The following is a 26,368-nucleotide window of genomic DNA, read 5'->3' on the forward strand; positions in this document are numbered from 1 at the left end:
ACTTCCGAGAACATGACAGAAATCATTTGCGAACAGCAGCCGGTACATACAAATGGGCCGCATCAAACTTTGCAAAGTTTTCTATCTGCGGCTTCGATTTCAAGGGCGGATTTAGGTCGCATCGGGCTCATGGTTCTCTCCGGGGTCGAACGTGCCGCCCCATAATGGCGTCGGTGACGGGATGCCTTCTAAAAGTCCGCTGCGAAGTCGCCTGGTAGGGCGCATCGACTTTGCATCGCGAGATCATCCAGCCTCCGTCCCGATGGGACCTGTTTTCCGCTCAGTGCGGATCTCAGTAGTTCAGTTCAGACCGGCAGCGCCTCCTTTGTCCAAGCAAACTCAGTGCCATCTCGCCATAGCCTCGCCAGGATGACCGCCATTTTGCGCGCAGTCGCGACCGTCGCCTTCTTGAGCCCTTTGCGTTGCACAAGTCGCATTGCCCAGCCTTTTAGCGGACTGAACTTTGCGACCCTCTGTATGAGAATGTTCGCAGCCTCATATAGCAGTTTGCGCATGCTGCGGTCGCCACGCTTAGAGATGCGACCGGACCAGTCAGTCTCGCCCGATTGGTAACGTCTTGGCGTCAGCCCAAGATACGCACCAACATCCACCGCGCGCCGGAACCGCGTCGCATCGTCAATGGTGGCGATGAAGCTTAGGGCAACGATAGGCCCAACTCCTGGCACACTTGTAAGCCGCCGCGCTAGTGCACAATCCTTTGCACATTTCTGTATCTGAGCATCAAGGTCGGTAGTCTTGTGGCAAACTGTTTCATGCACCTGGATCAAGGATGCAAAGACGGCTTCCAGGATCGGATCACCAGAAACAATTTCACTCAGGTGGTCACGGAAGTCGCGACGGCTTCGCCCTTTGCGCACTGGCCCAAGACGGATACCGAAGGTTTTCAGGATGCCGCGCGCTTGTCCTTCTATGTCCATTCGGATGCGTACGAGACGTTCGCGGACTGATAGGAGCAGGCGCAGCCGGTCGCTATTCTCACTTTTGATATGTACCTCGCGGTACCAGCCGGTTCTCGCCAACTGAGCCAATGCCTCAGCATCCGAACGATCCGACGTATTCATCCGCGCAGACAGGGCTTTGTGCGCCGCACGGGCGTCGATGCAGACCACAGGCGCCCCAAGATTGGTAAACTCGCGCGAGAGCCAAATGGACAGCGGTCCAGACTCATGCACAATCCGTTCAACGCAATCGGCGTGAAGAGAAATCGTTTCAATGATCTCATCCGGGTCGGTCGAACACTCTCCTTCGAACACGCCCGAGCCATCTTCATTCAATATACAAATGGCGCAACTGGCCTGCGATATGTCCAAACCAACATAGTTTTTCATGGTCGTCTCTCCTGCAGCTCAAGGTTCCTGAGATCGACAGTAGACGATCTCAATGCCCTTGAAGCTGAGCGCGCAGCAGATACGCCATCTCCGCTTCCTGCGCTTTAGGCTCTTTGTCCAGTCTAAGTGTTGCGCTTTGGCAGGTAGTGGCTTTCGCAATCAAGCAGATATCAGGGTCGTTACCCGCTTCCTTGGTACATCGCGAGGGCGGTCACTCCATTTGAAACCATGTGCCTTTGCCCGCAAAAGATTCTGCGTATACTGATCTTATGCCACCTATGCGTGTGGCTGAGGGAGGAATATGACGCAATCACTGGAACACCCATTCGGCATGCAGGCGGCAGGCTTCGGTTTGGACAAGCTTGAGACCGGCACACTCGTCGAAGCGCTGGACAAAGCTGTGGAGGCATATGGTGCAAGGCCCGCACTGACCACGATACTGCCCACCGGGGCAGAGACCACCGCCACCTATGCCGAGATCAAGGACCATGCTGAGGCGTTGGCTGTCTACCTGCGGGAAGAGCTGGGCCTGTCGAGCGGGGACACTGTGGCGATCATGTCGCCCAACTGCATTGGCTTTTGCGTTGCGTCACTTGGTGTTGTGAAAGCGGGATGCGTGGGCACCAATGTAAATCCGCTTTATACACCGCACGAGCTTGAACATCAGCTGACCCACAGCAAGGCCAAGGCTATCGTCATCATCGACCTTTTTGGCAACAAGCTGGACGAGGTGGTGGCACGCTCAGGCGTGCAGCACGTCATCACCCTGTCCGTTGTCGACTTCTTTCCGACGCTCAAGAAAACCCTGTTGAAGTTCGTGCTGAAAAGGGTGCGCAAGGTGGTCCCGACCATGGCAACGCCCGCGGTGTCCTTGACCACGGCTCTGGCCAAGGGCAGGGCGCGCATGTCTTCCGCAGATGTGCCAGCCTATACACGAGACGTCACTCCTGCGTCGCCTGCGCTTTACCAATATACCAGCGGCACGACGGGCCGGAGCAAAGGCGCGGTTCTGTCCCATCAGGCAATCTTGTCGAATGCAGAGCAGGGGCGGCTGATGACAGCCGGCATCTTGCAGGACGGGAATGAGGTCGCGCTGGTGGCTTTACCCCTCTACCACATCACCGCGTTCAGCCTGATCTTTGTCTCTGGCATGACAGTGGGCGCACACGGCATCCTGGCCCCCAGCCCGCGTCCACCCTCGAACCTCAAGGCGGCATTCGAGAAGTACCAGATCACCTGGTTCACCGGGATCAACACGCTGTTCGCGGCCCTGATGGCGGAGCCGTGGTTTGACCGCTCCCTATTCTCGGCCATTCGGTTCTGTGGCTCTGGAGGCGCGGCGCAGCAGACCGGGGTTGCCCAGAAGTGGCAGGAGATGACGGGTGTCGAAATCCTGCAGGGCTATGGCATGACCGAGGTGTCTGGCATCCTGACCTTCAACCCGCCGGGATCAAATCGGCTTGGGATGGTGGGTGTGCCAGCCCCCGGCGCGCAGATCCGGATCGTGGATGATGCGGGCAACGACGTCCCCGCGGGGACACCGGGCGAGGTGATCGCACGCAGTCCGGGCATGATGGACGGATACCTCGACAATCCCGAAGCCACGGCAGAGACGATCCGGGACGGGTGGTACTATTCTGGCGACATTGGCGTTGTCGATGACGATGGCTACCTCGAGATTGTGGACCGCAAGAAGGACATGATCCTCGTGTCGGGCTTCAACGTATCCCCCAACGAGATTGAAGACGCCATCTCGACTGTGCCGGGTGTCGTGCAGGTTGGGGTTATCGGGATTGAGGATGAAAAGACGGCCGAAGCCCCGGCCGCCTTCGTGGTGCGGTCAGATGAGGCGCTGAGCGAAGAGGATATTCTGGAGGCCTGCAGGGCGCGTTTGACCAACTACAAGGTGCCCAAGGTCGTGCGCTTTGTGGATGAGGTGCCGGTGACGCTGTCAGGCAAGGTGCTGCGGCGGCAGTTGCGCGAAGAATACACTGGCTAAGGGGACGGATTCTGCGTTGAACATGGCGCCTTTCGTTTGGAGCCACGCCTGTTTCATCTTTTGTCCCCGCGGGGACAAGCTGTTCGATGGATTCATTGCTATTTAAGGCATCTGCAAGAAGTGCGGAGGTTCAGTGGGTTGGGCCAACGCACGGCGGGTTTTCAAGATTTTAACGGGTAGGACGGTAGCCTGCCCTACGAGGACGGTCGGGCGTTTGACAGTAGGGCGGGTGCATTCTGTACGTGCCATGTGCGTGCCCTGTTGATGCTGTCAAAAGGGCCCAGTCGCGCGCCGCAAACCTTGGGATGTTGTGTGAGTTTTCCACCTGATCCTTAGACGGTTTGTCACGACACTTCTGAGAGTGGTTTGCCTTGAATTGATCCACTGGCCTTTTCGCCCTGCTTGCTGTGTTGGGGCGCGAAAACTCGGGGTAGAAATTCAACTAAAAATAGAATCTTTGGCTTGACTTTGATGGGGTGCACATGTCGAATGCGCTGAGAGTTGACCAGTATTTTAAACGGTCATCCGCAGCTAGGTAGCTGTTTTTCCCCAAAATTACAGAAAGGACGTCGCATGCGGAGCGTTAAGCCGTTTGAACCCAGGCTCAGGACAAAGACCCCCACACAAGCCAACAGCTGCGAAACTGGAAATGGCAACCAAGGAGGCGGTGACCAAGATTTTGGTGGGGGCTGGAATATGGCTGATCCACTGCCAACACAGACAGAAGACTAGTGCTTTGCAAGCCGTGATGCATGGATCTTCCGAGTCATTCCTCTCATGCGGTTCCGATTTCGGCGGACCCCAAAAGTATACAAGAGCGATTACGTCCGTTCTTCAAACTAAAACCATGAAACCAGAACGGACAAAGAATGCGGAGTATTGCAGCGTTCGGAGAAAGAACACGACCCAAGGCAGATGATTGTCACCCACAGACGCCTTTGGCGGCGTCTTGCAAGATTTGCGATGTTGCAGGCGGCGGCGACCAAGATTTCGGGGATGGCTGGGTCATGATTGATCCCCAACCGGGGGCCGCAAAAGACGAGGGCCTTACCAAATGAGCAGCCTCAAATCGATGTGGCTCGCATATTGCGCATGGTACACTCTGATTGACCTTAAACACCCTCATCGGCGGATATGAGCGCCAATGAAACAACAACTTTTTGAAAGGAAAATATGCAGAGTATTGAGGCATTTGCCCCGAGAACTCGGAAGGCTCAAACGACTGATGGGAAAAGGACGCCGTTGGCTGCATCTTGCAGATCCAACGGTTTCCATCGAAGCAGTTGCATGAGCGGTGACAGTTTCGATGAAGGACGCTGCATGAGTGGTTTCGCTGGATTTCCCGAAACCGTGCCACAATCTGCACAGATTGGAACACGTGACCACGTACAGGCGAAACCCTAATTTTGCCGGGGCAGAGCCCCGTTGCGCCCCAGATGGCCATCAAGCTGGCCAAACCAAGAGACGTCTGGGGTCGCCCTTGCCCACAACATCTCATGAAAGGAAGAAAAATGCGCAAAATTGAAGCCTTTGCCCCGAGAACGCGGACCACCCGTGCGACCAATGATGCAGGGACGTTTTCGACTGCGTCTTGCGGAGCAGAAGGTGGCAATGGAAGTAGTGGCGATCAGGACTTCGGCGGTGGTTGGGGGGCGATCGAGCCCCAAGTCACCCAATCGCAGGAGTAAGCTTGGCTACAGTGGTCGCGGCCACTCGCGATGTATGGCGGCCAGGTCGCCATGCTTGCAATCCTATCGCCTTCACCCTGATGGACCTGTTCCGAACAGCGGCAGGTTTCCAGATCAAGTGACGCAAAGCGGCTGCCTTTCTCACGCACAACATGCCACAGGAAAACACGCGAAAGGGTACGCTCGGTGGAAAATGCACAACCCGACTTGTTGGACCTTGACCCATCCAAGGACCCGAAACTGGCCTATATTGATGGTATGGATTTTGAGTTGCTGGCTGATCGGCTTTGCGAAGAAGACTTGGCCACAGAACTTGACCCGCTGATGGACCGCGATCTGTGTTCCGCGCTTATCCAGAACTACAAAAGGTTTCTGAAGCTCAACTTGATCTACAAAAGCCAATCACTCAGGCCGACGATGGGGATCGATGTGATCTGGCACTACCACATACTGGACACCAAACGGTACATTGCGGATTGCCGACATGTGTTCGGGGCATATCTGCATCATATCCCGAGTTATCATCGCAGTGCGGAACCCAGGCAAACTGACACTAAAGGTGTGGACATGGACGCGTTGTTCCAAAAGCACTTTGGGACGTCTATTCACGTACACTATGCCGGGCGCGTCTATTAGCACCGAGAGTCCCGCTCACTCAGAGGTGAATGTCGCCTGCGAACACCGTGTCACGAAGTAATGTGGTAGGATTTTCATTCGCTGTCTGCGGGCTCATCACCCCGCAGCCAATCCGAGGAAACACCGGATGGCGCAAGTTGGACCATGCCGAGTTTCTTGGAAAACCGGCGCTGAACAGTTGGGTGGCCCAGCGCCGATGTCTTGCTCAGGACGCCGCCTTGAGTGTCGAATTCGTTTTGGCCAGGATATGGTTGGTCAAATACTGCGCGTCTTCGTCGATCCCAAGGAAACGCCCCGATCCCCAGGTGTTGAGCCAGCCAAGCCCGATAAAATAGAACCCGTCCGCCTGACAGACGCCGCGGTCGTAGAGGGGGCGCCCCTTTGCATCGAAAACGTCCACATCAATCCAGTGGTAGTCGGGCCGGAACCCTATGGCCCAGAGGATCGAGGTGATGCCTTCGCGGTCGCAGTCGACCTTGGTGATTTCCTGTGCGGGCTGCCAGACCTTTTCAAACGGAGGTTCTGACGGCGCAGTGATGTCATGTTTGTCGATATACGCGTCAATCGCGTTGCGAATGCCAACATAGCTGTCGTCGGCATCGTCCAGATTGGTGCCCAGATCCGGCAGGAATTCGACCTTGCTGCCGTGCATGCCACTGACCGAGCCGTAGAGGGACACACCGTCGCGTGCAAATTTTCGCAAGTCGATCTCGTGCCCTCCATCGCGGCCAGTCATGTAGTGATTGGTTTTCGAAATCGCATGTTCGGGGTTGGGGTGTTCCGCAATGGTCATGTGGTAATGCCCCATTTCATACAGCCAGTCCGTTGCATCGCGACCGCGGTACACACGCGGCGACCGGGGGGCGGGGCCTACGGCCAGGTGCACCTTGCGGCCCTTGAGGTGCATGTCCTCCATCAGTTGCACACCGGATTGTCCGGTGCCAACAATCAGCGTACCGCCTTCGGGCAGTTGTTCTGGCCGGCGATAGTCAACCGAATGCATCTGCTGGATCGAAGGGTCGAGGTTTTGCGCATAGGGCGGTACAATCGGGTTGTCATATCCGCCTGTCGCAATCACCACCTGATCGGCCGTGAAATTGCCTTGGCTGCTGTCGACCAGATACCCGCCGCCGGGGCGCGGGGTGATCTTCGTGACTTCGCAGTATTCGACAATGGGCGGGTTGAAGGTTTCGGCGAAAGCATCAAGGTAATCGGTGATCTCGTCCTTGACCATGAACCCATGCGGATCGCGGCCCTTGTAGGGAAAATCGGGCAAGCGGCACTGCCAATTGGGTGTGACCAGGCAGAACGTATCCCACCGGTTGTTCCGCCAGGAATGAAATTTGGCATGCCGTTCAAGAATGACGTGATCCAGGCCCTGTTGGCACAGGTAGTAGCTGACGGACAGGCCGGCCTGACCGCCGCCGACTATCACGACGGATTTGTGTTCGCGATGGGTCATCTTGTGTTCCTCATGTCATCGAAAGGCAGGTGACACCTGCCGAACTGGAAAAGCCCTTGGCCTTGGTTTCAATCTGGGCAAGCTGCGCGTCGGCATTGCTGCAACGGTGGCCAAACTTGGCCGCGACACGTAGGCTGGCCGTGTCCAATGCGGTGCTGCACAGATCCACGAAATCGGCGACGGGATAGGTTGTGCCCGCTGTCAGAAAGTCGCGTACGACCGTGGATGGGGAATAGCAGGTATCGACCTCGCCATTGGGCCACCGAACTGTAAACAGTGTCTCAGGCATCTTGGGTCTCTCTCGCAGACAGGTTTAGGTATGGTGTCCGGGCATAGTCCCAGAACAGGGCCGACCCCTCGCGCGCGGTCAGGTGCACGGCGCTGCCGTCGCCTACGTCACCGCAGATTGAGGCCGCAACGCCGCTTTGCGCGAACGCCGCGCAAATGGCCGATGCATGTTCGGCGCGTGCAGACAAAAGAAAGCCATAGCTGGGAAAACTGCGCAGCCAGCGTGTCATTTCAACGCCCGAAGGATGCGGCAACGCCTCGAGCTGGATGTTGATGGAAACGCCAGACGTTTCGGCGAGCATCAGGGCAGTGCCAACGATCCCGCCCTGGCTGATGTCCTTTCCAGATGTCACCAAACCGTCTTCGGCCAGTGTTGGCAGAACCTCCATCGCCGCGCGCAGTTGCGCTGGCGGAGTTGTCAGCGCTGCATTCCAGTTGTCAAAGGGTTCCCGGTAGCTGCCCCGCAGATCCACGGCACAGATCAGCACATCCCCTGGCCGCGCCGCAAAGCTTGAGATCAGGGCCTTGGCCTGACCGATGATGGACACAGACAACTGCAACTCTTCGGTACGCAGGTTGGTGTGTCCGCCCACGATAGGAACACCGTATGCCTGCGAAGCGGCCTTCATCCCGGCTAGAACCGGTTGCGCCTGTTCGGCATTCGGGGCCCATATCGCGTTAGTGATGGCGCGCGGGCGTCCGCCCATGGACAGAATGTCCGAGATGTTGACCATCACGCCGCACCATCCGGCGAACCAGGGGTCGGTTTTGACAAAGGCGTTGATGAACCCTTCGCAAGAGAACAGGTCAAAGCCGTCGCTGGCTGGCAAAACCGCGCAGTCATCGCCCGGGTGCCCATCGCTTTCGCTGCTCAGGCCCAGCGTTTGCGTGCTGGCCGAGATATCCAGCTTGCCCCGAATGGAGGGGTGTTCGCGCAATTCTTGCACCATCTTGCGCAGGGGAAGATGAGGTTTCATCACGCCGCCTTCCGCTTGACCGACAGGGCTTTCCAACCGGCAAAGGGGTCAAGGATGGGTGGGTAAAATGCCAGATCCGCCTGCATTTCCATATGCGGCACGCCATGGACTTCGATTTCGCGCAGCGGGGTCCAGTGCAAGCGCTGGAACAAAGTCACATTCTGAATCTGTACTTGCGCTAGAAAACGGTCGCAGCCGCGACCATGGGCCGTGCTGACAGCGAGGCGGATCAGCTCGGCCCCAAGCCGTCCCATACGGCGGTGGCTTTGCGCTACGGCAAGGCGCGAACCGCGCCACACGCGCGAGCTGCATTCGTGGATGCGCACCGTTCCCACCACCTGATCGGCCTCGGAGGCAAAGGTGCTGAGTGCGGCAAGAGGCAACGCCACGTCGTCGATCGCGTCGCGATCGTGCGTGTCGAAAATCCCCTGTTCCTGGACAAAGACCTGGTGGCGCAGTTGCCGCACGCCCGCCAATTCCCATGGCTGCGCGGCCGCGCGGATGATGAAATCGGGTGACAGGAACCCTTTGACGCTGTGTAAGCTCATGCGACCCTCAACTTTTCATAGATGGACAGGGCCGAGCATGCGCCGCATTTGGCGCAACCCGCTTTGGATGCCTCGGCGCTCATCCCTGCGCGCAGGATCATGCCCGACAGAGGTTTCAGGATGCGGGCCATGAAGTCGGCATTCGGGGTCGGGTGGCTTTCCATCGGGGTGCCAGAGATGGGCACGAAGGGCACCACGAAAGGGTAGACGCCGATCTTGCACAGCTCTTGCGATGTTGCGAGGATCGCTTCTGGCGTGTCGCCAAGTCCGGCAATGATGTAGGTCGAGACCTGACCACGGCCGAACACCCTGACGGCTGCTTTGAAACTGTCGAAATACTTGTCCAGACTTACCTGAGCCTTGCCGGGCATGACGCGCGCGCGCACCTCTGGTGTGACGGCTTCGAGGTGCATGCCCAGATTGTCGACACCTGCCTGGAACATGTGTTCGTGCCAGACGTTGTCCTCGGGCGGTTCGCATTGACCTTGAATGGGCAGATCAACAGCGGCTTTGATCGCTTTGGCGCTTTCGACCATGACCTGGGCCCCGCGGTCTTTGCCTGCCGGGGTGCCTGTGGTCATCACCATGTGCTTGACGCCATCCAGTTCGACGGCTGCCTTGGCCACTTCGGCCAATTGCGCCGGTGTCTTGTGGGCGATGGTCCGCCCTGCCGCCAGTGACTGTCCGATGGAACAGAACTGGCAGGTCTTTTTGCGGCTGGCATAGCGTATGCACTCTTGCAGCACGGTTGTGGCCAACACGTCCCGGGAATGCAGCGTGGCGATCTTGTGATATGCGATCCCGTCTGCCGTTTTTAAGTCGTAGAAGCGGGGGCGCTGCGGGAATTTTAACCGACCCAGCGACACACCGGATTTTGTAACCTCTGCCATACCGTCCGCATCTGGCGCTTGCACCAGATAGGGGCTGTCAAAAGCCGGTGCCGTGTGGACCGGCACCATCACCGTTGTACCGCCAATCGTGACCGCCTTGTGATCGGATGGACCGGCACCGCCCCGGCGGCTTTCCATACCGATGGTCGGGTCGACCATGCGCATGCCATGGGTTTGCAATTCGTTGATCAGTTCTGCTTCAGACATCTTCAGCCTCCGTTTCGACGCGTGCCGTAAGGTCCTGTGGGTCTTCGATGCGGTGCACGGGCTGGGCCGGGCGTGCGTCATGGACGAGATGCAGCAATTCGGGCCGCGCATAGTGGCCGACGCTGTCCATCATGCGTTTGCGTTTCGTGACCAATTTCATATCGAGATCGGCGATCAGGATGCCTTCGCCTTCGGTCAGAGGCGGCACCACATGGCGCCCGTCGGGCGAGATGATGCAGGTCATGCACCCGTCCCGCAGGCCCTTTTGCAATTTGGGATCGTCGCTGATGCTTGCGATCTGGTCTTCGGTCAGCCAGCCGGTGGCGTTGACGACGAAGGCACCTGCCTCGAGCGCATGATGGCGCATGGTGACTTCGATCTGTTCGCCAAAGATCGGGCCTACGAGGCTGCCGGGAAAATGGCCGACATGGATTTCTTCGTGCTGAGACATCAGTGCGTAGCGTGCCAGTGGATTGTAGTGTTCCCAGCAGGCCAGCGCACCGACGCGCCCGACCTTGGTGTCCACCACCTTGATGCCAGCACCGTCGCCTTGGCCCCAGATCATGCGTTCGTGATAGGTTGGTGTAATCTTGCGCCGCTTCAGCGCCAGGGTGCCATCCGCATCAAAGATCAGCTGGGTGTTGAACAGTGAACCATTGTCACGTTCGTTCACGCCAAGCACCACGACGACGCCCCGCTTGCGGGCGGCATCGGCGACGGCCTGCGTTTCGGGCGATGGCACAATGACCGCCTCTTGGTACAGGCGGAGGTGCTCCGGGCCCTGTAGCATCGGGGGCAGGATGAACGAGAAGTAAGGGTAGTACGGAACGAAGGTTTCCGGAAAGACGATCAATTCGGCCCCTTTTTCGGCGGCGTCGGCAATCGCATTCAGGACACGTTCAACCGTGCCGGACCGGCCGGCGAGGTCGGGCGCGATCTGAACCGCAGCGGCACGGACAACACGATCTGACATGGGGCCTCCTTTGGGGCGTGTTTTCGATAAACGGGATATGCCCCGGGGCCGTGTGTGACCCCGGAGCGCGACGCCGTTACAGCGTCCAGGTGTCGACGATCACTGCATTGTCGCGGATGTGCAGCAACTTGAGGTCCAGCACGTCCTGAGGCGCGATGGGCGTGATGCCCGGCAGCAGCGACGGTTCGCCATGGCCCATCAGCATTTGCAATGCAAAGCGGCAGGCATAGACTTTGCCACCCTCCGCAATGAACTTCTTGAGGTTCGCTGCATAGTTCTGAGCGCCAGGGAATGCTTCGTCACCCAGTGTCGGGAAACCGCGCTGCACGCCCAGTGATACACCGGGACCGTATAGAAGAACCGACGTTTCGAACCCTTTGCGCTGCAGGCGAATGGCTTGCAGGATGTTGACCAGACCGATGGACCCTTCGAAGGCCACAGTGTGGAATGTCACCAGGGCTTTTTGGCCTTCTTCGGCCTGCACATCTTCAAATACTTTGTCCTCGTAGTTGACGAAGAAGTCCCCGTCCTTGTGTGCGGGTGTTGTGACTTCGGGCATTGCGTTCTCCTGTCGTTCGCATGGCTGTTGCCCATTGCTAGACGTGGCGGAGAAGAGAACACCATTGATCCATACAATTATGCGATCAATGTAATTGTATTGATTGTATGAACTTGCTCAAAACATGAGCAAGACCAGGTGAAGTCGACCTGAAATAACGCTATTTCTGTCTGAGGCTGTGCGGGACGACTTGAGTAGGGGTATTCGTATTGTATGCGTAATACCCATACAATACGCGAAACCTTATCAGAGTTTTACCGGAGGTGGCATGGAAAACTGGTCTTCCCGAATCGAGCAGTCAGGCAAACCTCGGTATCTGGCGATTGCGGATTGCATCGCGCAGGACATGAAGGATCGTGTTCTGCTGCCGGGTGATCGGCTGCCTGCACAGCGCAAGTTGGCCCATATGATTGGCGTGGACTTCACGACGGTCTCGCGCGGTTATACTGAGGCGCTCAGCCGTGGCCTGATTGAAACGCATGTTGGGCGCGGCACGTTCATTCTGCCGCAACACAGTTTCAGTGACACCGGGGACGAGCGCCGCGCCCTTGCGCATGATCTGACGATGAATGCGCCGCCCGAACCCACTGATCCCGAGTTACTGGAGCGGATGCGCGGGGGCTTGGCGGCTGTGTCGAACGATCTGGTGCACCTGCTGCGCTACCAAAACCCGATTGGCGGCGACATTGATAAAGAGGCCGCGTCAATTTGGCTGTCCATGCGCGGCCTTGTTCCAAACCTTGACCGGATCGCCGTCACGCCTGGCGCGCATGCCACGATGTTGGCCATCCTGACCATTCTGGCCCGCCCGGGCGATTGTATCCTGTGCGAGGATGTCACCTATGCCGGGTTCAAGAAAATTGCCGCGCAGCTTGGATTGCGTTTGATCGGGTTGCCGATGGATTCCGACGGCATACTGCCGGATGCGCTGGAGGCGGCCATCGCCGAGCACCGGCCCAAGGCGCTTTATCTGAATCCGACGTTGCACAATCCAACCACGATGATCGTGCCGCAGGACCGTCGGTTGGCCATAACCGATGTTATGAAGCGATATGACCTGCCTTTGATTGAGGACGACGCTTATGGCTTTGTGCTGCCCGATGCGCCTCCGCCGATGGCGGCCAGTGCGCCTGATCTGACTTGGTACATTGGCGGGCTTGCAAAATGTATCGGCGCAGGGCTGCGTCTGGCATACACCATCGCGCCCACAGCGCGTGCTGGCCTGGCATTGGAAAACGGCATTCGGGCGGTGTCGGTCATGGCGTCACCGGTTGCGGCAGCCATTGCGACGCGCTGGGTCCTGGATGGCACTGCGGATCAAATCCGGCGCTTTATCCGTAAGGAAACGGCGATCAGGCAAGAGATAGCCGCAGAGGCAATCACAGAGGTCGACTTCATCTCGAACGAATACGCCTTCAACATTTGGTTGCCTTTGCCGGAAAATGTGACCGGAGCCGTGCTGATGTCCCATATGCGTGCCCACGAGATAGGGATTTCCCCAGAGAGTGCCTTTCGAACCGTCGGCTCTCAGGACCGGTTCGTGCGTATTTGTCTTGGCGGGCGGCTTCACCGCAAGGCCTTGCCGCAGACACTGGCGCATTTGAACCACCAGATCTGGCAGCTTTCGCGGGAGTAGATCAGAAGGCGCAGGTGATGGCCTGTCTCGAGCAATCTTTTGATGGCGGGTAGGGGGCAATTCAGCCAGGGATGGCTCAGGCGGCGGATTGCCCAAAAAAACCTTCACATCCCGCGTCAAACCTTCTAACCAACCTCACAAGGGCTTCGTGTGATTCGCGCAAGCCCTTATTTCGTCCGAGACGGTGGGTGACTGGGATATGCCAGTCATAATTCCTGCCCGAGGCGGGAACAGGCCACGTTAAGCTCAGATGCTCTGTTGAGCCTCGGGCGGCTTTGGACCCGTGTATTTCGAGGACCAAACCGCCGGAGTGATCCGGTGCAAACTGAGCCGGGGACCCGCAAGGCCCCCAAATTTGGAGAAAACTGTGGATAGAGCCCAGAAAGAGAAAGTGGTCGAGGAACTCGGCCAGATCTTTGAAAGCTCTGGCGTCGTTGTGGTTGCCCACTACGCCGGTCTGACAGTTGCCGAAATGCAGGACCTGCGCGCACGTGCCCGTGACGCGGATGCTTCTGTTCGGGTTGCAAAAAACAGGCTCGCCAAGATCGCCCTGGATGGGAAGCCATGCGAAAGCATCGGTGACTACCTGACGGGCATGACCGTTCTGACCTTCTCCGAAGACCCCGTGGCAGCTGCCAAGGTGTCCGAGGACTTTGCCAAGGAAAACGACAAGTTCGTGATTCTTGGTGGTGCCATGGGTGAGAACGCGTTGGACCGGGCCGGTGTGACGGCTGTGTCGAAGATGCCTTCGCGCGAGGAGCTTATTGCCTCGATCGTTGGTTGTCTGGGCGCACCTGCATCGAACATCGCCGGGGCCATTGGCGCACCTGCAAGCAACATCGCCTCCGTTCTCTCGACCATCGAGGAAAAGGCGGCCTAAGGCATTGTCTGATTGGCGTGCGGACATCGCGCACGTTGGAACACACTGTAAACGGAAAGAGCTGATACAATGGCTGATCTGAAGAAACTGGCAGAAGAGATCGTTGGTCTGACCCTGCTGGAAGCACAAGAACTGAAAACCATCCTCAAGGACGAGTACGGCATCGAGCCCGCCGCTGGCGGCGCTGTGATGATGGCTGGCCCTGCAGGCGACGCCGGTGGCGCCGCCGAGGAAGAGAAGTCGGAATTCGACGTCGTCCTGAAAAACGCCGGCGCCTCCAAGATCAACGTGATCAAGGAAGTCCGCGGTATCACCGGTCTGGGCCTGAAAGAAGCCAAGGACCTGGTCGAAGCCGGTGGCAAGATCAAGGAAGGCTGCGGCAAAGACGAAGCCGAAGAGATCAAAGGCAAGCTGGAAGCAGCTGGCGCCGAGGTCGAACTGGCCTAAGTCCTTTAGGGACGGGGGCGCCTTTGTGCATCAAGGGCGACAGGGGTTCTTGCCGAATTCCACACCCCCACTTGAAAACGATGGGCTGGATGCGCATATCGCGCGTCCGGCCCGACCCGTCTTGGTAAGGGCTTTTTCCGAAAAGTCTTTTCCAAGATGCGGTTTGAAAGGTCGGGAGGTAGCCGGTGGGACGGCAACCATGAATTGACCTGAAACCCATCGTCTCACGGGTGCAGCGTGCCGGGGCCCGACGGCATTGCAGTGTCCAGAGAAACGCTGAAAGGTGACATCAGTATGGCGCAAACGTTCCTTGGCCAGAAACGTCTTCGTAAATATTATGGCAAAATCCGCGAAGTGCTGGATATGCCCAACCTCATCGAGGTGCAAAAATCTTCTTACGACCTGTTCCTGAACTCAGGTGATGAGCCCACGCCCATGGACGGCGAAGGCATCATGGGTGTGTTCCAGTCGGTCTTCCCCATCAAGGACTTCAACGAAACCTCCGTTCTGGAGTACGTCAAGTACGAGCTGGAAAAGCCCAAATACGACGTTGAGGAATGCCAGCAACGCGACATGACCTACAGCGCGCCGCTGAAGGTGACGCTGCGTTTGATCGTGTTTGATGTGGATGAGGACACAGGCGCCAAGTCGGTCAAGGACATCAAGGAACAAGACGTGTTCATGGGCGACATGCCCCTGATGACGCCGAACGGGACGTTCATCGTGAACGGCACCGAACGTGTGATCGTGTCCCAGATGCACCGGTCGCCCGGTGTGTTCTTTGATCACGACAAGGGCAAGACACACTCCTCCGGTAAACTGCTGTTCGCCTGCCGCATCATTCCCTACCGCGGCAGCTGGCTGGACTTCGAGTTCGACGCCAAGGACATCGTGTTTGCCCGTATCGACCGTCGCCGCAAACTGCCGGTGACCACGCTTCTCTATGCTCTTGGTCTCGACCAGGAAGCGATCATGGACGCCTACTACAACACCGTCAGCTACAAGCTGAAGAAGAACAAAGGCTGGGTCACGCCGTTCTTCCCCGAGCGTGTGCGTGGCACCCGTCCGACATATGATCTGGTTGACGCCAAGACCGGTGAAGTGATCGCCGAAGCAGGGAAGAAAATCACGCCCCGCGCGGTCAAGAAGCTGATCGACGAAGGCAATGTCACCGAGTTGCTGGTGCCTTACGAGCACATCGTCGGCAAATTCGTCGCCAAGGACATCATCAACGAAGAAAACGGCGCGATTTATGTCGAGGCCGGTGATGAGCTGACCCTTGAGTACGACAAGGATGGCGATCTGATCGGCGGTACCGTCAAGGAACTGGCGGATGCGGGCATCACCGACATTCCGGTTCTGGACATCGATAACGTCAATGTCGGTCCGTACATGCGCAACACCATGGCGCAGGACAAGAACATGAACCGCGAAACCGCGCTCATGGACATTTACCGCGTTATGCGCCCGGGCGAGCCGCCCACTGTTGACGCGGCAAGTGCCCTGTTCGACACGCTGTTCTTTGACAGCGAGCGCTATGACCTGTCCGCCGTTGGCCGGGTGAAGATGAACATGCGTCTGGCCCTGGATGCCGAAGACACGCAGCGCACCCTGCGCCGCGAAGACATCGTGTCCTGCATAAAGGCGCTGGTGGAACTGCGTGACGGCAAAGGCGATGTCGATGACATCGACCACCTTGGCAACCGTCGTGTCCGTTCCGTTGGCGAGTTGATGGAAAACCAGTACCGCGTCGGCCTGCTGCGCATGGAGCGTGCGATCAAAGAGCGGATGTCTTCCGTCGAGATCGACACGGTCATGCCGCAGGATCTGATCAACGCGAAACCGGCTGCTGCCGCCGTGCGCGAGTTCTTTGGCTCGTCCCAGCTGTCGCAGTTCATGGACCAAACCAATCCGCTGTCCGAAGTGACACACAAACGCCGCCTGTCGGCGCTTGGGCCGGGTGGTCTGACCCGTGAGCGCGCTGGCTTTGAGGTGCGCGACGTACACCCGACCCACTATGGTCGGATGTGCCCGATTGAGACGCCGGAAGGGCCGAACATTGGTCTGATCAACAGCCTCGCCACCTTTGCCCGAGTGAACAAGTATGGCTTCATCGAAACGCCTTATCGCGTGGTGAGCGACGGTCAGGTGACGGATGAAGTGCACTACATGTCCGCCACGGAAGAGATGCGCCACACTGTTGCACAGGCGAACGCATCGTTGGACGCTGACGGCCGTTTCAACAACGAGATGGTGAACACCCGCCAATCCGGCGACTACACGCTGGCACCTGTGGATCAGGTGGACCTGATCGACGTGTCGCCCAAGCAGTTGGTCTCGGTCGCGGCCTCGCTGATCCCGTTCCTTGAGAATGACGACGCCAACCGCGCTCTGATGGGCTCGAACATGCAACGTCAGGCGGTTCCGCTTCTGCAGGCCGAGGCGCCGCTGGTCGGCACCGGCATCGAGGAAGTTGTGGCGCGCGACTCTGGTGCGGCTATCATGGCGAAACGCGCCGGGATCATCGACCAGGTCGACGCCACCCGGATCGTGATCCGAGCCACGCATGACCTTGAGCTGGGTGATGCGGGTGTGGACATCTACCGTATGCGCAAGTTCCAGCGCTCGAACCAGAACACCTGCATCAACCAGCGTCCGCTGGTGAAGGTGGGTGATACGGTTCAGAAGGGCGAAGTGATTGCCGATGGTCCATCCACCGATATGGGTGAACTGGCGCTGGGTAAGAACGTGGTCGTCGCGTTCATGCCGTGGAACGGCTATAACTACGAGGACTCGATCCTGATCTCCGAGCGTGTCAGCCGCGATGACGTCTTTACCTCGATCCACATCGAGGAATTCGAAGTTGCCGCTCGTGACACCAAGCTGGGGCCGGAAGAGATCACCCGAGATATCCCGAACGTCGGTGAGGAAGCCCTGCGCAACCTCGACGAAGCGGGCATCGTGTATATCGGTGCGGACGTTGAGCCCGGCGATATCCTGGTGGGCAAGATCACACCGAAGGGCGAGAGCCCAATGACGCCGGAAGAAAAGCTTCTGCGCGCCATCTTTGGTGAAAAAGCCTCGGACGTGCGCGATACGTCGCTGCGCGTGAAGCCGGGTGACTTCGGCACGGTTGTGGAAGTGCGTGTCTTTAACCGCCACGGTGTGGAGAAAGACGAACGTGCGCTGCAGATCGAGCGTGAGGAAGTTGAACGCCTGGCCCGTGACCGTGACGACGAGCTGACCATTCTGGACCGCAACATCTATGCCCGTCTGGGCGACATGCTGCTGGGCAAAGAGATTGCCAAGGGGCCGAAAGGCGTCAAGGCGGGGTCCAACGTGGACGCCGACTTGCTGGAAGCCTTCCCCCGGTCCGCGTGGTGGCAGATTGCCCTGAAAGATGAGCAATCCGCACAGGTGGTCGAGGCCCTGAACGAGCAGTATGAGGCGCAGAAACGTGCCCTGGATGCCCGGTTTGAGGACAAGGTCGAGAAGGTGCGCCGTGGTGACGATCTGCCCCCGGGCGTGATGAAGATGGTCAAGGTGTTCGTGGCGGTGAAGCGCAAGCTGCAACCGGGCGACAAAATGGCTGGTCGTCACGGCAACAAGGGTGTGATTTCGAAAGTGGTGCCGATGGAGGACATGCCGTTCCTCGCCGATGGGACCCCGGTCGATTTCTGTCTGAACCCGCTGGGTGTGCCGTCGCGTATGAACGTCGGTCAGATCCTTGAGACACACATGGGTTGGGCCGCACGCGGCCTGGGCGTGAATGTCGATGAGGCACTGCAAGAGTACCGCCGTTCGGGTGACCTGACGCCGGTGCGTGAAGCGATGCAACTCGCCTATGGCGGTGATGTCTATGAAGAGGGCATCGCGGGTATGGACGAAGAGCATATGATCGAAGCCGCTGGCAACGTCACACGCGGTGTTCCGATCGCCACGCCCGTCTTTGACGGTGCGAAAGAGGCGGACGTGAACGACGCGCTGGAGCGTGCAGGGTTCTCGACCTCGGGTCAGTCGGTGCTGTTTGATGGCCGTACAGGTGAACAATTTGCCCGCCCTGTGACCGTGGGCATCAAGTACCTGCTGAAGCTGCACCACCTTGTGGACGATAAGATCCACGCCCGTTCGACCGGTCCATACTCGCTTGTGACCCAGCAGCCGCTGGGTGGTAAGGCGCAGTTCGGTGGTCAGCGCTTTGGTGAGATGGAGGTCTGGGCCCTGGAAGCCTACGGCGCCGCCTACACCCTGCAAGAGATGCTGACGGTGAAGTCGGACGACGTGGCGGGCCGGACCAAGGTCTATGAAAGCATCGTCAAGGGCGAGGACAATTTCGAAGCCGGCGTGCCAGAATCGTTCAACGTTCTGGTCAAGGAGGTCCGCGGTCTGGGCCTCAACATGGAACTCCTGGATGCGGAGGAAGATGAATAAGGAAATTCGTCGAATTTCCTCGACCAAGATTTTTCGTACGAAAAATCTTGGTCCTGCTTCCACCGCATTTGCCCAAGATTTGAGGTAAGAAAATGAACCAGGAACTGACAAACAACCCGTTCAACCCGCTGACGCCGCCCAAGGTCTTTGACGAGATTAAGGTGAGCCTCGCGTCTCCCGAACGTATCCTCTCGTGGTCGTTTGGCGAGATCAAGAAGCCCGAAACCATCAATTACCGTACGTTCAAGCCCGAGCGTGACGGCCTGTTCTGCGCGCGTATCTTTGGCCCGATCAAAGACTATGAGTGCCTTTGCGGCAAGTATAAGCGCATGAAATATCGCGGCGTTGTCTGCGAGAAATGCGGCGTCGAAGTCACGCTGCAAAAGGTCCGCCGCGAGCGGATGGGCCACATCGAACTGGCCGCACCCGTCGCCCACATCTGGTTCCTGAAATCACTGCCGTCGCGCATCGGTTTGATGCTGGACATGACGCTGCGTGATCTGGAGCGTGTGCTGTATTTCGAAAACTACGTGGTGACCGAGCCAGGTCTGACCGATCTGTCCTATGGTCAGATGTTGTCGGAAGAAGAGTACATGGACGCGCAGGATGCGTTTGGCATGGACGCCTTCACCGCGAACATCGGTGCCGAGGCGATCCGCGAGATGCTGTCCCAGATCGACCTTGAGGCCGAAGCCGAAAACCTGCGCGCCGATCTGAAAGAGGCGACAGGCGAGCTGAAGCCCAAGAAGATCATCAAGCGTCTGAAAGTGGTCGAGAGCTTCCTCGAGTCCGGCAACCGCCCCGAGTGGATGGTCCTGACCGTGATCCCCGTGATCCCGCCAGAACTGCGCCCGCTGGTGCCGCTGGATGGCGGCCGTTTCGCGACCTCCGACCTGAACGACCTGTACCGCCGGGTGATCAACCGGAACAACCGTCTGAAGCGTCTGATCGAGCTGCGCGCGCCTGACATCATCGTCCGCAACGAAAAGCGGATGTTGCAGGAATCCGTCGACGCCCTGTTCGACAACGGTCGTCGTGGCCGCGTGATCACGGGTGCCAACAAGCGCCCGCTGAAGTCGCTGTCTGACATGCTGAAAGGCAAGCAGGGCCGTTTCCGTCAGAACCTTCTGGGTAAGCGCGTCGACTTCTCGGGCCGTTCGGTGATTGTGACGGGGCCCGAACTGAAGCTGCACCAATGTGGTCTGCCGAAGAAGATGGCGCTCGAACTGTTCAAGCCGTTCATCTACTCGCGGCTTGAAGCCAAAGGTCTGTCTTCGACCGTCAAGCAGGCGAAGAAGCTGGTGGAAAAGGAACGTCCCGAGGTTTGGGACATTCTGGATGAGGTGATCCGCGAACACCCTGTCATGCTGAATCGTGCGCCGACGCTGCACCGTTTGGGTATTCAGGCGTTCGAACCCGTGCTGATCGAAGGCAAGGCCATCCAGCTTCACCCCCTGGTCTGTTCGGCCTTTAACGCCGACTTTGACGGTGACCAGATGGCTGTGCACGTTCCGCTGAGCCTCGAGGCCCAGCTGGAAGCGCGCGTGCTGATGATGTCGACGAACAACGTTCTGTCACCTGCAAACGGTGCGCCGATCATCGTCCCGTCGCAGGACATGATCCTTGGCCTGTACTACACCACGCTGGAACGCGCGGGTATGAAGGGTGAAGGCATGGTATTCGGCTCGATCGAGGAAGTGCAACACGCCCTCGATTCCGGCGAAGTGCATCTGCACGCCAAGGTCACGGCACGTATCCCGCAGATCGACGCAACCGGCCAAGAGGTCATGCAACGCTTTGAAACCACTCCGGGCCGTGTCCGTCTTGGCGCGTTGCTGCCCTTGAACAACAAGGCGCCGTTTGAACTGGTGAACCGTCTTCTGCGGAAGAAGGAAGTGCAGCAGGTCATCGACACCGTCTACCGTTATTGCGGTCAGAAAGAGTCGGTCATCTTCTGTGACCAGATCATGTCCATGGGCTTCAAGGAAGCGTTCAAGGCGGGCATTTCGTTCGGCAAGGACGACATGCTGATCCCGGACAGCAAGTGGACCATCGTTGATGATACCCGCGAGCAGGTGAAAGACTTTGAACAGCAGTACATGGACGGTCTGATCACTCAGGGCGAAAAGTACAACAAGGTTGTTGATGCCTGGTCGAAGTGTAACGACAAGGTCACCGACGCGATGATGGGCTCGATCTCGGCCGAGAAGACGGACGAGAATGGCGCTGAAATGGAGCCGAACTCGGTCTACATGATGGCGCACTCCGGTGCCCGTGGTTCGGTCACGCAGATGAAGCAGTTGGGCGGGATGCGCGGCCTGATGGCACGTCCGAACGGCGACATCATCGAAACACCCGTGATCTCGAACTTCAAGGAAGGTCTGACCGTTCTTGAATACTTCAACTCGACCCACGGTGCGCGGAAAGGCCTGTCTGACACCGCTCTGAAGACGGCGAACTCGGGTTACCTGACCCGTCGTCTGGTGGACGTGGCGCAGGACTGCATCGTGCGCGATCTGGACTGTGGCACCGAGAATGCGATTACGGCCGAAGCCGCGGTGAACGACGGTGAGGTTGTGGCATCGCTGGCCGAGCGTGTGCTGGGTCGTGTGGCCGCCGATGACGTGCTCAAGCCTGGGACCGATGAGGTGATCCTGGCAGCAGGTACGCTGATCGACGAACGCATGTCGGACATGATCGAAGAGATGGGCGTTCAGTCCATGCGTATCCGGTCTCCGCTGACTTGTGAGGCCGAAGAAGGCGTCTGCACCATGTGCTATGGCCGCGACCTGGCGCGCGGCACCATGGTCAACACTGGTGAAGCGGTCGGCATCATTGCCGCCCAATCCATCGGTGAACCAGGTACACAGCTGACGATGCGGACATTCCACATCGGCGGTGTTGCGCAAGGTGGCCAGCAGTCGTTCCTGGAAGCGAGCCAGGAAGGCAAGATCGTCTTTGAGAACCCGCAGACGCTGACCAACGCGGCTGGGCAGGTTCTGGTCATGGGACGGAACATGAAGCTGATCATTCAGGACGAGAATGGTGAAGAGCGCGCAAACCACAAGCTGGGCTATGGTACGGCACTGTTCGTGACCGACGGTCAGGACGTGAAGCGCGGCGACAAGCTGTTCGAGTGGGATCCTTACACTCTGCCGATCATTGCGGAGAAGGCTGGTACCGCCAAATATGTCGACCTGGTTTCGGGCCTCGCGGTTCGCGACGAGACTGACGAAGCAACCGGCATGACCCAGAAGATCGTGATCGACTGGCGTGCGGCCCCCAAAGGCAACGAGCTGAAACCGGAGATCATCTTGGTGGGTGAAGATGGTGAGCCTGTGCGCAACGACGCAGGCAACCCGATCACCTACGCGATGTCCGTGGATGCGGTTCTGTCGGTGGAAGACGGTCAGGACATCGCCGCAGGCGACGTTGTGGCGCGTATTCCGCGTGAGGGTGCCAAGACCAAGGACATCACCGGTGGTCTGCCGCGTGTGGCCGAACTGTTCGAAGCCCGTCGTCCCAAGGATCACGCGATCATCGCTGAAATCGATGGTTACGTGCGCTTTGGCAAGGACTACAAGAACAAGCGCCGCATTGCGATTGAGCCCAGCGACGAGACCATGGAGAAGGTCGAGTACATGGTGCCCAAGGGCAAGCACATCCCGGTGGCCGAAGGCGACTTCATCCAAAAGGGTGACTACATCATGGATGGCAACCCCGCCCCCCATGACATCCTTGCCATCATGGGTGTCGAGGCTTTGGCCGACTACATGATCAACGAGGTGCAAGAGGTCTATCGTCTGCAAGGCGTGAAGATCAACGACAAGCACATCGAGGTCATCGTGCGTCAGATGCTCCAGAAATGGGAGATCGAGGACTCGGGCGACACCACGCTGCTGAAAGGCGAACACGTGGACAAGCAGGAGTTCGATGCTGCCAACGAGAAGGCCCTGTCGAAAGGCGGACGGCCTGCTCAGGGTGGTCCGATCCTTCTGGGTATCACCAAGGCGTCGCTGCAGACCCGGTCGTTCATATCGGCTGCGTCCTTCCAGGAAACCACCCGCGTGCTGACCGAAGCGTCGGTACAGGGCAAGAAAGACAAGCTGGTTGGTCTGAAAGAGAACGTGATCGTGGGTCGTCTGATCCCTGCCGGTACCGGTGGTGCGACGCAGGCCGTGCGCAAGATCGCATCCGACCGCGACAATGTTGTCATCGAAGCCCGTCGGGAAGAGGCCGAAGCGGCCGCTGCCCTGGCGGCTCCGACGGCCGACGATGTGGTGGGTGGCGACGTGTTCGACACGGTCATCGACCATTCGGAAGACAGCCGCGACTGATCTCGGTCACAGAGTGAAAATCAAAACCCCCGCCAGAGATGGCGGGGGTTTTTTGTTTTGGTACATTGCGCAAGAGCATGAAGCGTCCACTTGCCCACTGGATAGGTCGTTTGTTTGCTGGGGGTGAGAAGTGGCCCGTTGAAGGGGACTTAGATCAAAGAGGCCAGTTTAAGCCGTTGGATTTTTCCGGATGGCCCTTTCGGCAACTCCTTGAGAAAGTGAATGCTTTCCGGGGATTTGAATGCGCCAAGTCGTTGGTGACACAGGGCAATCAAGGCGGCCTCGGATAGTTCCGAGCCGGGTTTGACGCTGACAGCGGCTTCGACCCGTTCCCCATAGCTTTTGCAGGGTCGCGCGAATGCCGCCGCTTCGATAATATCCGGCTCGGAATAGAGAACCTCGTCGATCTCGCGCGGGGCGATGTTCTCACCTCCCTTGATGATCAGCTCTTTCAAGCGACCGGTCACGAAGACATAGCCGTTTTCGTCGATGTGCCCGAGATCCCCGGTGCGAAGCCAGTCTCCGGCAAAGGTTTTAGCGGTGGCCTCCGGGTTGTGCAGGTATTCGACCATCACGTTGGGACCGCGAATGGCGATCTCACCCTCTTGCATTGGCGGGGCATCCTCGAGGTCGGCTGTCAGGATGCGGACCTCATTGCCATAGGCGATGCCCGGTGATCCGATCTTGCGCGTGCCGGGGGGCAATGGGTTCGAGAGGATCTGTGCTGCGGTCTCGGTCAGTCCCATCGTCTCGATGATCGGTACCTGGAAGCGCTCCTCAAAGGCGGATTGTGTCTCGACCGCGAGCGCAGAGGAGGCGGAGCGCCCAAACCTTAGCCGGGCGGAAACATCCGCGTTCGGGTTGGTGTCGCTGTGCAGAAGATGGCTGATGATTGTTGGCACGACAGAGAACCAGGTCACTTTTGCTCGGTCGGCCTGATCCCAGAACTGGCTGGCTGAAAACTTGGCCGTCATCGCCAGCGATCCGCCAGAGACGAGCGACCCCATCAAAGTCACGCAAAGCCCGTTGATGTGGTAGATGGGCAAAACGCAAAAGCCGCGATCCATTGCCGACAGGTCATGTGCAATGGCGGTCGTCCACCCGCCGGCAAGCAGGCTGGCATGGGTGTGCACGACGCCTTTTGGCTGACCGGTTGTGCCGGACGTGTACATCAGCAACGCATGCTGTGTCGCATCGAAAGCCGCCAATGAGGTCCGTTGCGCCAGCATGTCAGGTTTCAGGATTGTCAGGCGCGTCGGCGCAACCCGGGCAATCACGTCCCTTTGGCTGTCGTGGACAAAGGCATAGCGCGCACCGCTGTGATCGAGGGCATAGGCAATTGCATCAGGTCCCGCGGCCAGATTGATCATGGTTGCGCGAAACCCACCGTAAAGAGCGGCATAGAGCGCCACGACACCAGCGCGACCATTCGGATGGACGATGGCGACGCTTTCGCCGAGGGCGACACCTTGCCCTGCCAGCCCTTCGGCTGCGGCCTTGGCCTCATCGCGCAGGGTCTGCCAATCAAGCGTCTCCCCTGTTTCCGGGAACACAATCGCCACACCACCCGTGTCAGCCCTGGCATCAAGCCAGTCCCTCACCGTGCCTTTGGGCGGCCTGTTCCGGTCGAAGATCATTGCCCGGCTTCGTTCCAGTAGTCGCCGAAAATCTCGTCGAGCGCGGGTTCATTGGCTGGGATTTCCCGCACGATCTTGGTGGTTTGCATGAAGTGGCGCCAATGCAGGTTGGTATCAATTGAATTGCCGCCCCAAGACCCGCAGCCCATCGACAACGAAAAGGGCATGCCATTGGTGAACGATCCACCGGTGGCGAATGTATGGGCCTGATTGACGATCACCCGACTTGTGGGGATGGCCAATGCGAGCATCAAGGGTCGGTCGTCTGTCTGTGTGTGCAGCCCGACGGAATGACCAGCCCCCTGATGCAACTCGATCTCGCGCGTGATGCGCACTGCGTCCGCGAAATCCTTTGCACGGTAGACCGTCAGAACCCGGCTGAGCTTCTCGCCCGACAGCGGATGGTCAGGCCCGATGCCTGATGTTTCGACCGCCAGATAGGACGTGTCGGCCGGCACTTCATCTGTCAGCCCGAGTGCTGCGATCATCTTGTCCGCGTCCTGTGCGATGGCCCTCGGGTTCAAGTGGCCCTTGATCCAGAGTTTGGACGTCACCTTGGCTTCGTCCCGGATCAGTGCGCCGCCCGTGCGCGCCATTTCGGCGGCAAAGCCGTCATAGACTGCATCCACGACAACAACTGCGTTCTCAGATGAGCAAGAGGTGGCATTGTCGAACGTCTTGGACGCTTTGATTTTCTCGGCTGCCGCTGCCAGGTCTGCTGTTTCGTCAACGATCACAGCCACGTTGCCCGCCCCGACGGCGAGCGCGGGTGTGCCCGATGTGTAGGCGCGTTTGACATTGTTCTGACTGCCGGTGACGACGATCAGATCGGTGATCTCAAGCAGGCGTTGGGTCGTTTCCTTGGAGCCGCGTCCGGGGATCATCTGGACCAGATCCTTGTCGATGCCCAGCTTGTCGAATTCAGCGTGGATATAGCCCAAGAGCGTTTCGCAGGTTGGCACGCCCTTAGGAGAGGGGGATACGACAATGGCGTTGCCGCATTTCAATGCATTGATGATGTTGTTTGCGGGGGTCGCGCCGGGGTTTGTCGAGGGCACAACCGCTCCGATCACACCTATGGGCCGGGCCACTTCGGTGATGCCAGTGGCCGGGTCGTCGGCGATGATTCCATATGTCCGGGCCTCTTTGATGTCGCGCATCAGGCCCAGGGTTTTACGATGGTTCTTGGTGATCTTGTCGGGCACATTCCCCAGCCCGGTGGTCTCAACCGCGAGTTCAGCCAAATGACGGTTGCGGGCGGGTTCCATGATCGCCCAGGCGGCGGCTTGTGCGGCCCGGTCGTATGCTTGCTGCGATCCATTGCGTTCAAAGGCGCTTTGCGCCGCTCGCGCACGGGCCACGATGGCTTCAACGTCTGCAATGGGATCAATGGTATTCATGGGTGTGTCCTGAGTTGAGTGCAG

The 26,368-nt window shown here is 58.5% G+C and carries 18 protein-coding genes; 8 read left to right on the plus strand and 10 right to left on the minus strand.

The window, feature by feature from the left end; all coding sequences use genetic code 11:
• Nucleotides 1-305 precede the first annotated feature (305 nt).
• On the minus strand, nt 306-1,349 hold the full coding sequence (locus IE087_RS22925) for an IS110 family RNA-guided transposase (RefSeq protein WP_189371914.1): 1,044 nt from the start codon (nt 1,347-1,349) through the stop codon (nt 306-308).
• Between the two features lie 301 nt (nt 1,350-1,650).
• Here IE087_RS22925 and IE087_RS22930 point away from each other — a divergent pair, with 301 nt between their 5' ends.
• From IE087_RS22930 to IE087_RS22940, 3 genes are all read left to right on the plus strand, one after another.
• On the plus strand, nt 1,651-3,348 hold the full coding sequence (locus tag IE087_RS22930) for an AMP-binding protein (protein ID WP_189371915.1): 1,698 nt from the start codon (nt 1,651-1,653) through the stop codon (nt 3,346-3,348).
• A gap of 1,511 nt (nt 3,349-4,859) precedes the next feature.
• Nucleotides 4,860-5,036 carry a hypothetical protein gene (locus tag IE087_RS22935; RefSeq protein ID WP_189371916.1) on the plus strand — a complete coding sequence of 59 codons (177 nt, stop codon included), beginning with the start codon at nt 4,860-4,862 and terminating at the stop codon, nt 5,034-5,036.
• A 186-nt stretch (nt 5,037-5,222) separates the two neighbouring features.
• On the plus strand, nt 5,223-5,672 hold the full coding sequence (locus IE087_RS22940) for a UCP032817 domain-containing protein (protein WP_189371917.1): 450 nt from the start codon (nt 5,223-5,225) through the stop codon (nt 5,670-5,672).
• Between the two features lie 205 nt (nt 5,673-5,877).
• Here the strand turns inward: IE087_RS22940 and IE087_RS22945 are convergent, their stop codons facing one another.
• From IE087_RS22945 to IE087_RS22975, 7 genes are all read right to left on the minus strand, one after another.
• On the minus strand, nt 5,878-7,134 hold the full coding sequence (locus tag IE087_RS22945) for an MSMEG_0569 family flavin-dependent oxidoreductase (RefSeq protein WP_189371918.1): 1,257 nt from the start codon (nt 7,132-7,134) through the stop codon (nt 5,878-5,880).
• A 10-nt stretch (nt 7,135-7,144) separates the two neighbouring features.
• Entirely contained in the window at nt 7,145-7,423 is a 279-nt protein-coding gene (locus IE087_RS22950) for an MSMEG_0570 family nitrogen starvation response protein (protein ID WP_189371919.1), read from the minus strand.
• Nucleotides 7,416-8,399 (minus strand): sll0787 family AIR synthase-like protein, encoded by a 984-nt coding sequence (locus IE087_RS22955; protein ID WP_189371920.1) that lies wholly within the window; start codon nt 8,397-8,399, stop codon nt 7,416-7,418. The genes IE087_RS22950 and IE087_RS22955 overlap by 8 nt, the downstream gene beginning before the upstream one ends.
• On the minus strand, nt 8,399-8,947 hold the full coding sequence (locus tag IE087_RS22960; RefSeq protein WP_189371921.1) for an MSMEG_0567/Sll0786 family nitrogen starvation N-acetyltransferase: 549 nt from the start codon (nt 8,945-8,947) through the stop codon (nt 8,399-8,401). Before IE087_RS22960 ends, IE087_RS22955 begins: the two co-directional genes overlap by 1 nt.
• The gene (locus IE087_RS22965) at nt 8,944-10,044 is read right to left on the minus strand and encodes an MSMEG_0568 family radical SAM protein (RefSeq protein ID WP_189371922.1); all 1,101 of its coding nucleotides are present in this window, start codon (nt 10,042-10,044) and stop codon (nt 8,944-8,946) included. The genes IE087_RS22960 and IE087_RS22965 overlap by 4 nt, the downstream gene beginning before the upstream one ends.
• Complete coding sequence (locus IE087_RS22970; RefSeq protein ID WP_189371923.1) at nt 10,037-11,017, minus strand: Nit6803 family nitrilase; 981 nt, start codon at nt 11,015-11,017, stop codon at nt 10,037-10,039. The genes IE087_RS22965 and IE087_RS22970 overlap by 8 nt, the downstream gene beginning before the upstream one ends.
• Nucleotides 11,018-11,093: 76 nt before the next feature.
• Entirely contained in the window at nt 11,094-11,576 is a 483-nt protein-coding gene (locus IE087_RS22975; RefSeq protein ID WP_189371924.1) for an MSMEG_0572/Sll0783 family nitrogen starvation response protein, read from the minus strand.
• Between the two features lie 268 nt (nt 11,577-11,844).
• On the opposite strand from IE087_RS22975, the gene IE087_RS22980 reads away from it, so the two are divergent.
• The 5 genes from IE087_RS22980 (at nt 11,845) to rpoC (ending at nt 23,307) form a co-directional block, all read left to right on the plus strand.
• Complete coding sequence (locus tag IE087_RS22980; RefSeq protein WP_189371925.1) at nt 11,845-13,212, plus strand: aminotransferase-like domain-containing protein; 1,368 nt, start codon at nt 11,845-11,847, stop codon at nt 13,210-13,212.
• A 367-nt stretch (nt 13,213-13,579) separates the two neighbouring features.
• Complete coding sequence (gene rplJ, locus IE087_RS22985; protein WP_189371926.1) at nt 13,580-14,092, plus strand: 50S ribosomal protein L10; 513 nt, start codon at nt 13,580-13,582, stop codon at nt 14,090-14,092.
• A gap of 69 nt (nt 14,093-14,161) precedes the next feature.
• Nucleotides 14,162-14,539, plus strand: coding sequence for a 50S ribosomal protein L7/L12 (gene rplL / locus IE087_RS22990; RefSeq protein ID WP_189371927.1), 378 nt, complete (start codon nt 14,162-14,164; stop codon nt 14,537-14,539).
• Between the two features lie 294 nt (nt 14,540-14,833).
• Entirely contained in the window at nt 14,834-18,970 is a 4,137-nt protein-coding gene (gene rpoB / locus IE087_RS22995; RefSeq protein WP_189371928.1) for a DNA-directed RNA polymerase subunit beta, read from the plus strand.
• A 92-nt stretch (nt 18,971-19,062) separates the two neighbouring features.
• Nucleotides 19,063-23,307 carry a DNA-directed RNA polymerase subunit beta' gene (rpoC, locus tag IE087_RS23000; protein WP_189371929.1) on the plus strand — a complete coding sequence of 1,415 codons (4,245 nt, stop codon included), beginning with the start codon at nt 19,063-19,065 and terminating at the stop codon, nt 23,305-23,307.
• 149 nt (nt 23,308-23,456) lie between these two features.
• Here rpoC and IE087_RS23005 read toward each other — a convergent pair whose 3' ends face one another.
• Together IE087_RS23005 and sauS are read right to left on the minus strand one after the other, a co-directional pair.
• Nucleotides 23,457-24,944 (minus strand): AMP-binding protein, encoded by a 1,488-nt coding sequence (locus IE087_RS23005; RefSeq protein ID WP_189371930.1) that lies wholly within the window; start codon nt 24,942-24,944, stop codon nt 23,457-23,459.
• On the minus strand, nt 24,941-26,344 hold the full coding sequence (sauS, locus tag IE087_RS23010) for an acylating sulfoacetaldehyde dehydrogenase (protein ID WP_189371931.1): 1,404 nt from the start codon (nt 26,342-26,344) through the stop codon (nt 24,941-24,943). Before sauS ends, IE087_RS23005 begins: the two co-directional genes overlap by 4 nt.
• Between the last annotated feature and the right edge of the window lie 24 nt (nt 26,345-26,368).

The organism is Tateyamaria omphalii (assembly GCF_014651375.1).
Lineage (GTDB): Bacteria > Pseudomonadota > Alphaproteobacteria > Rhodobacterales > Rhodobacteraceae > Tateyamaria > Tateyamaria omphalii.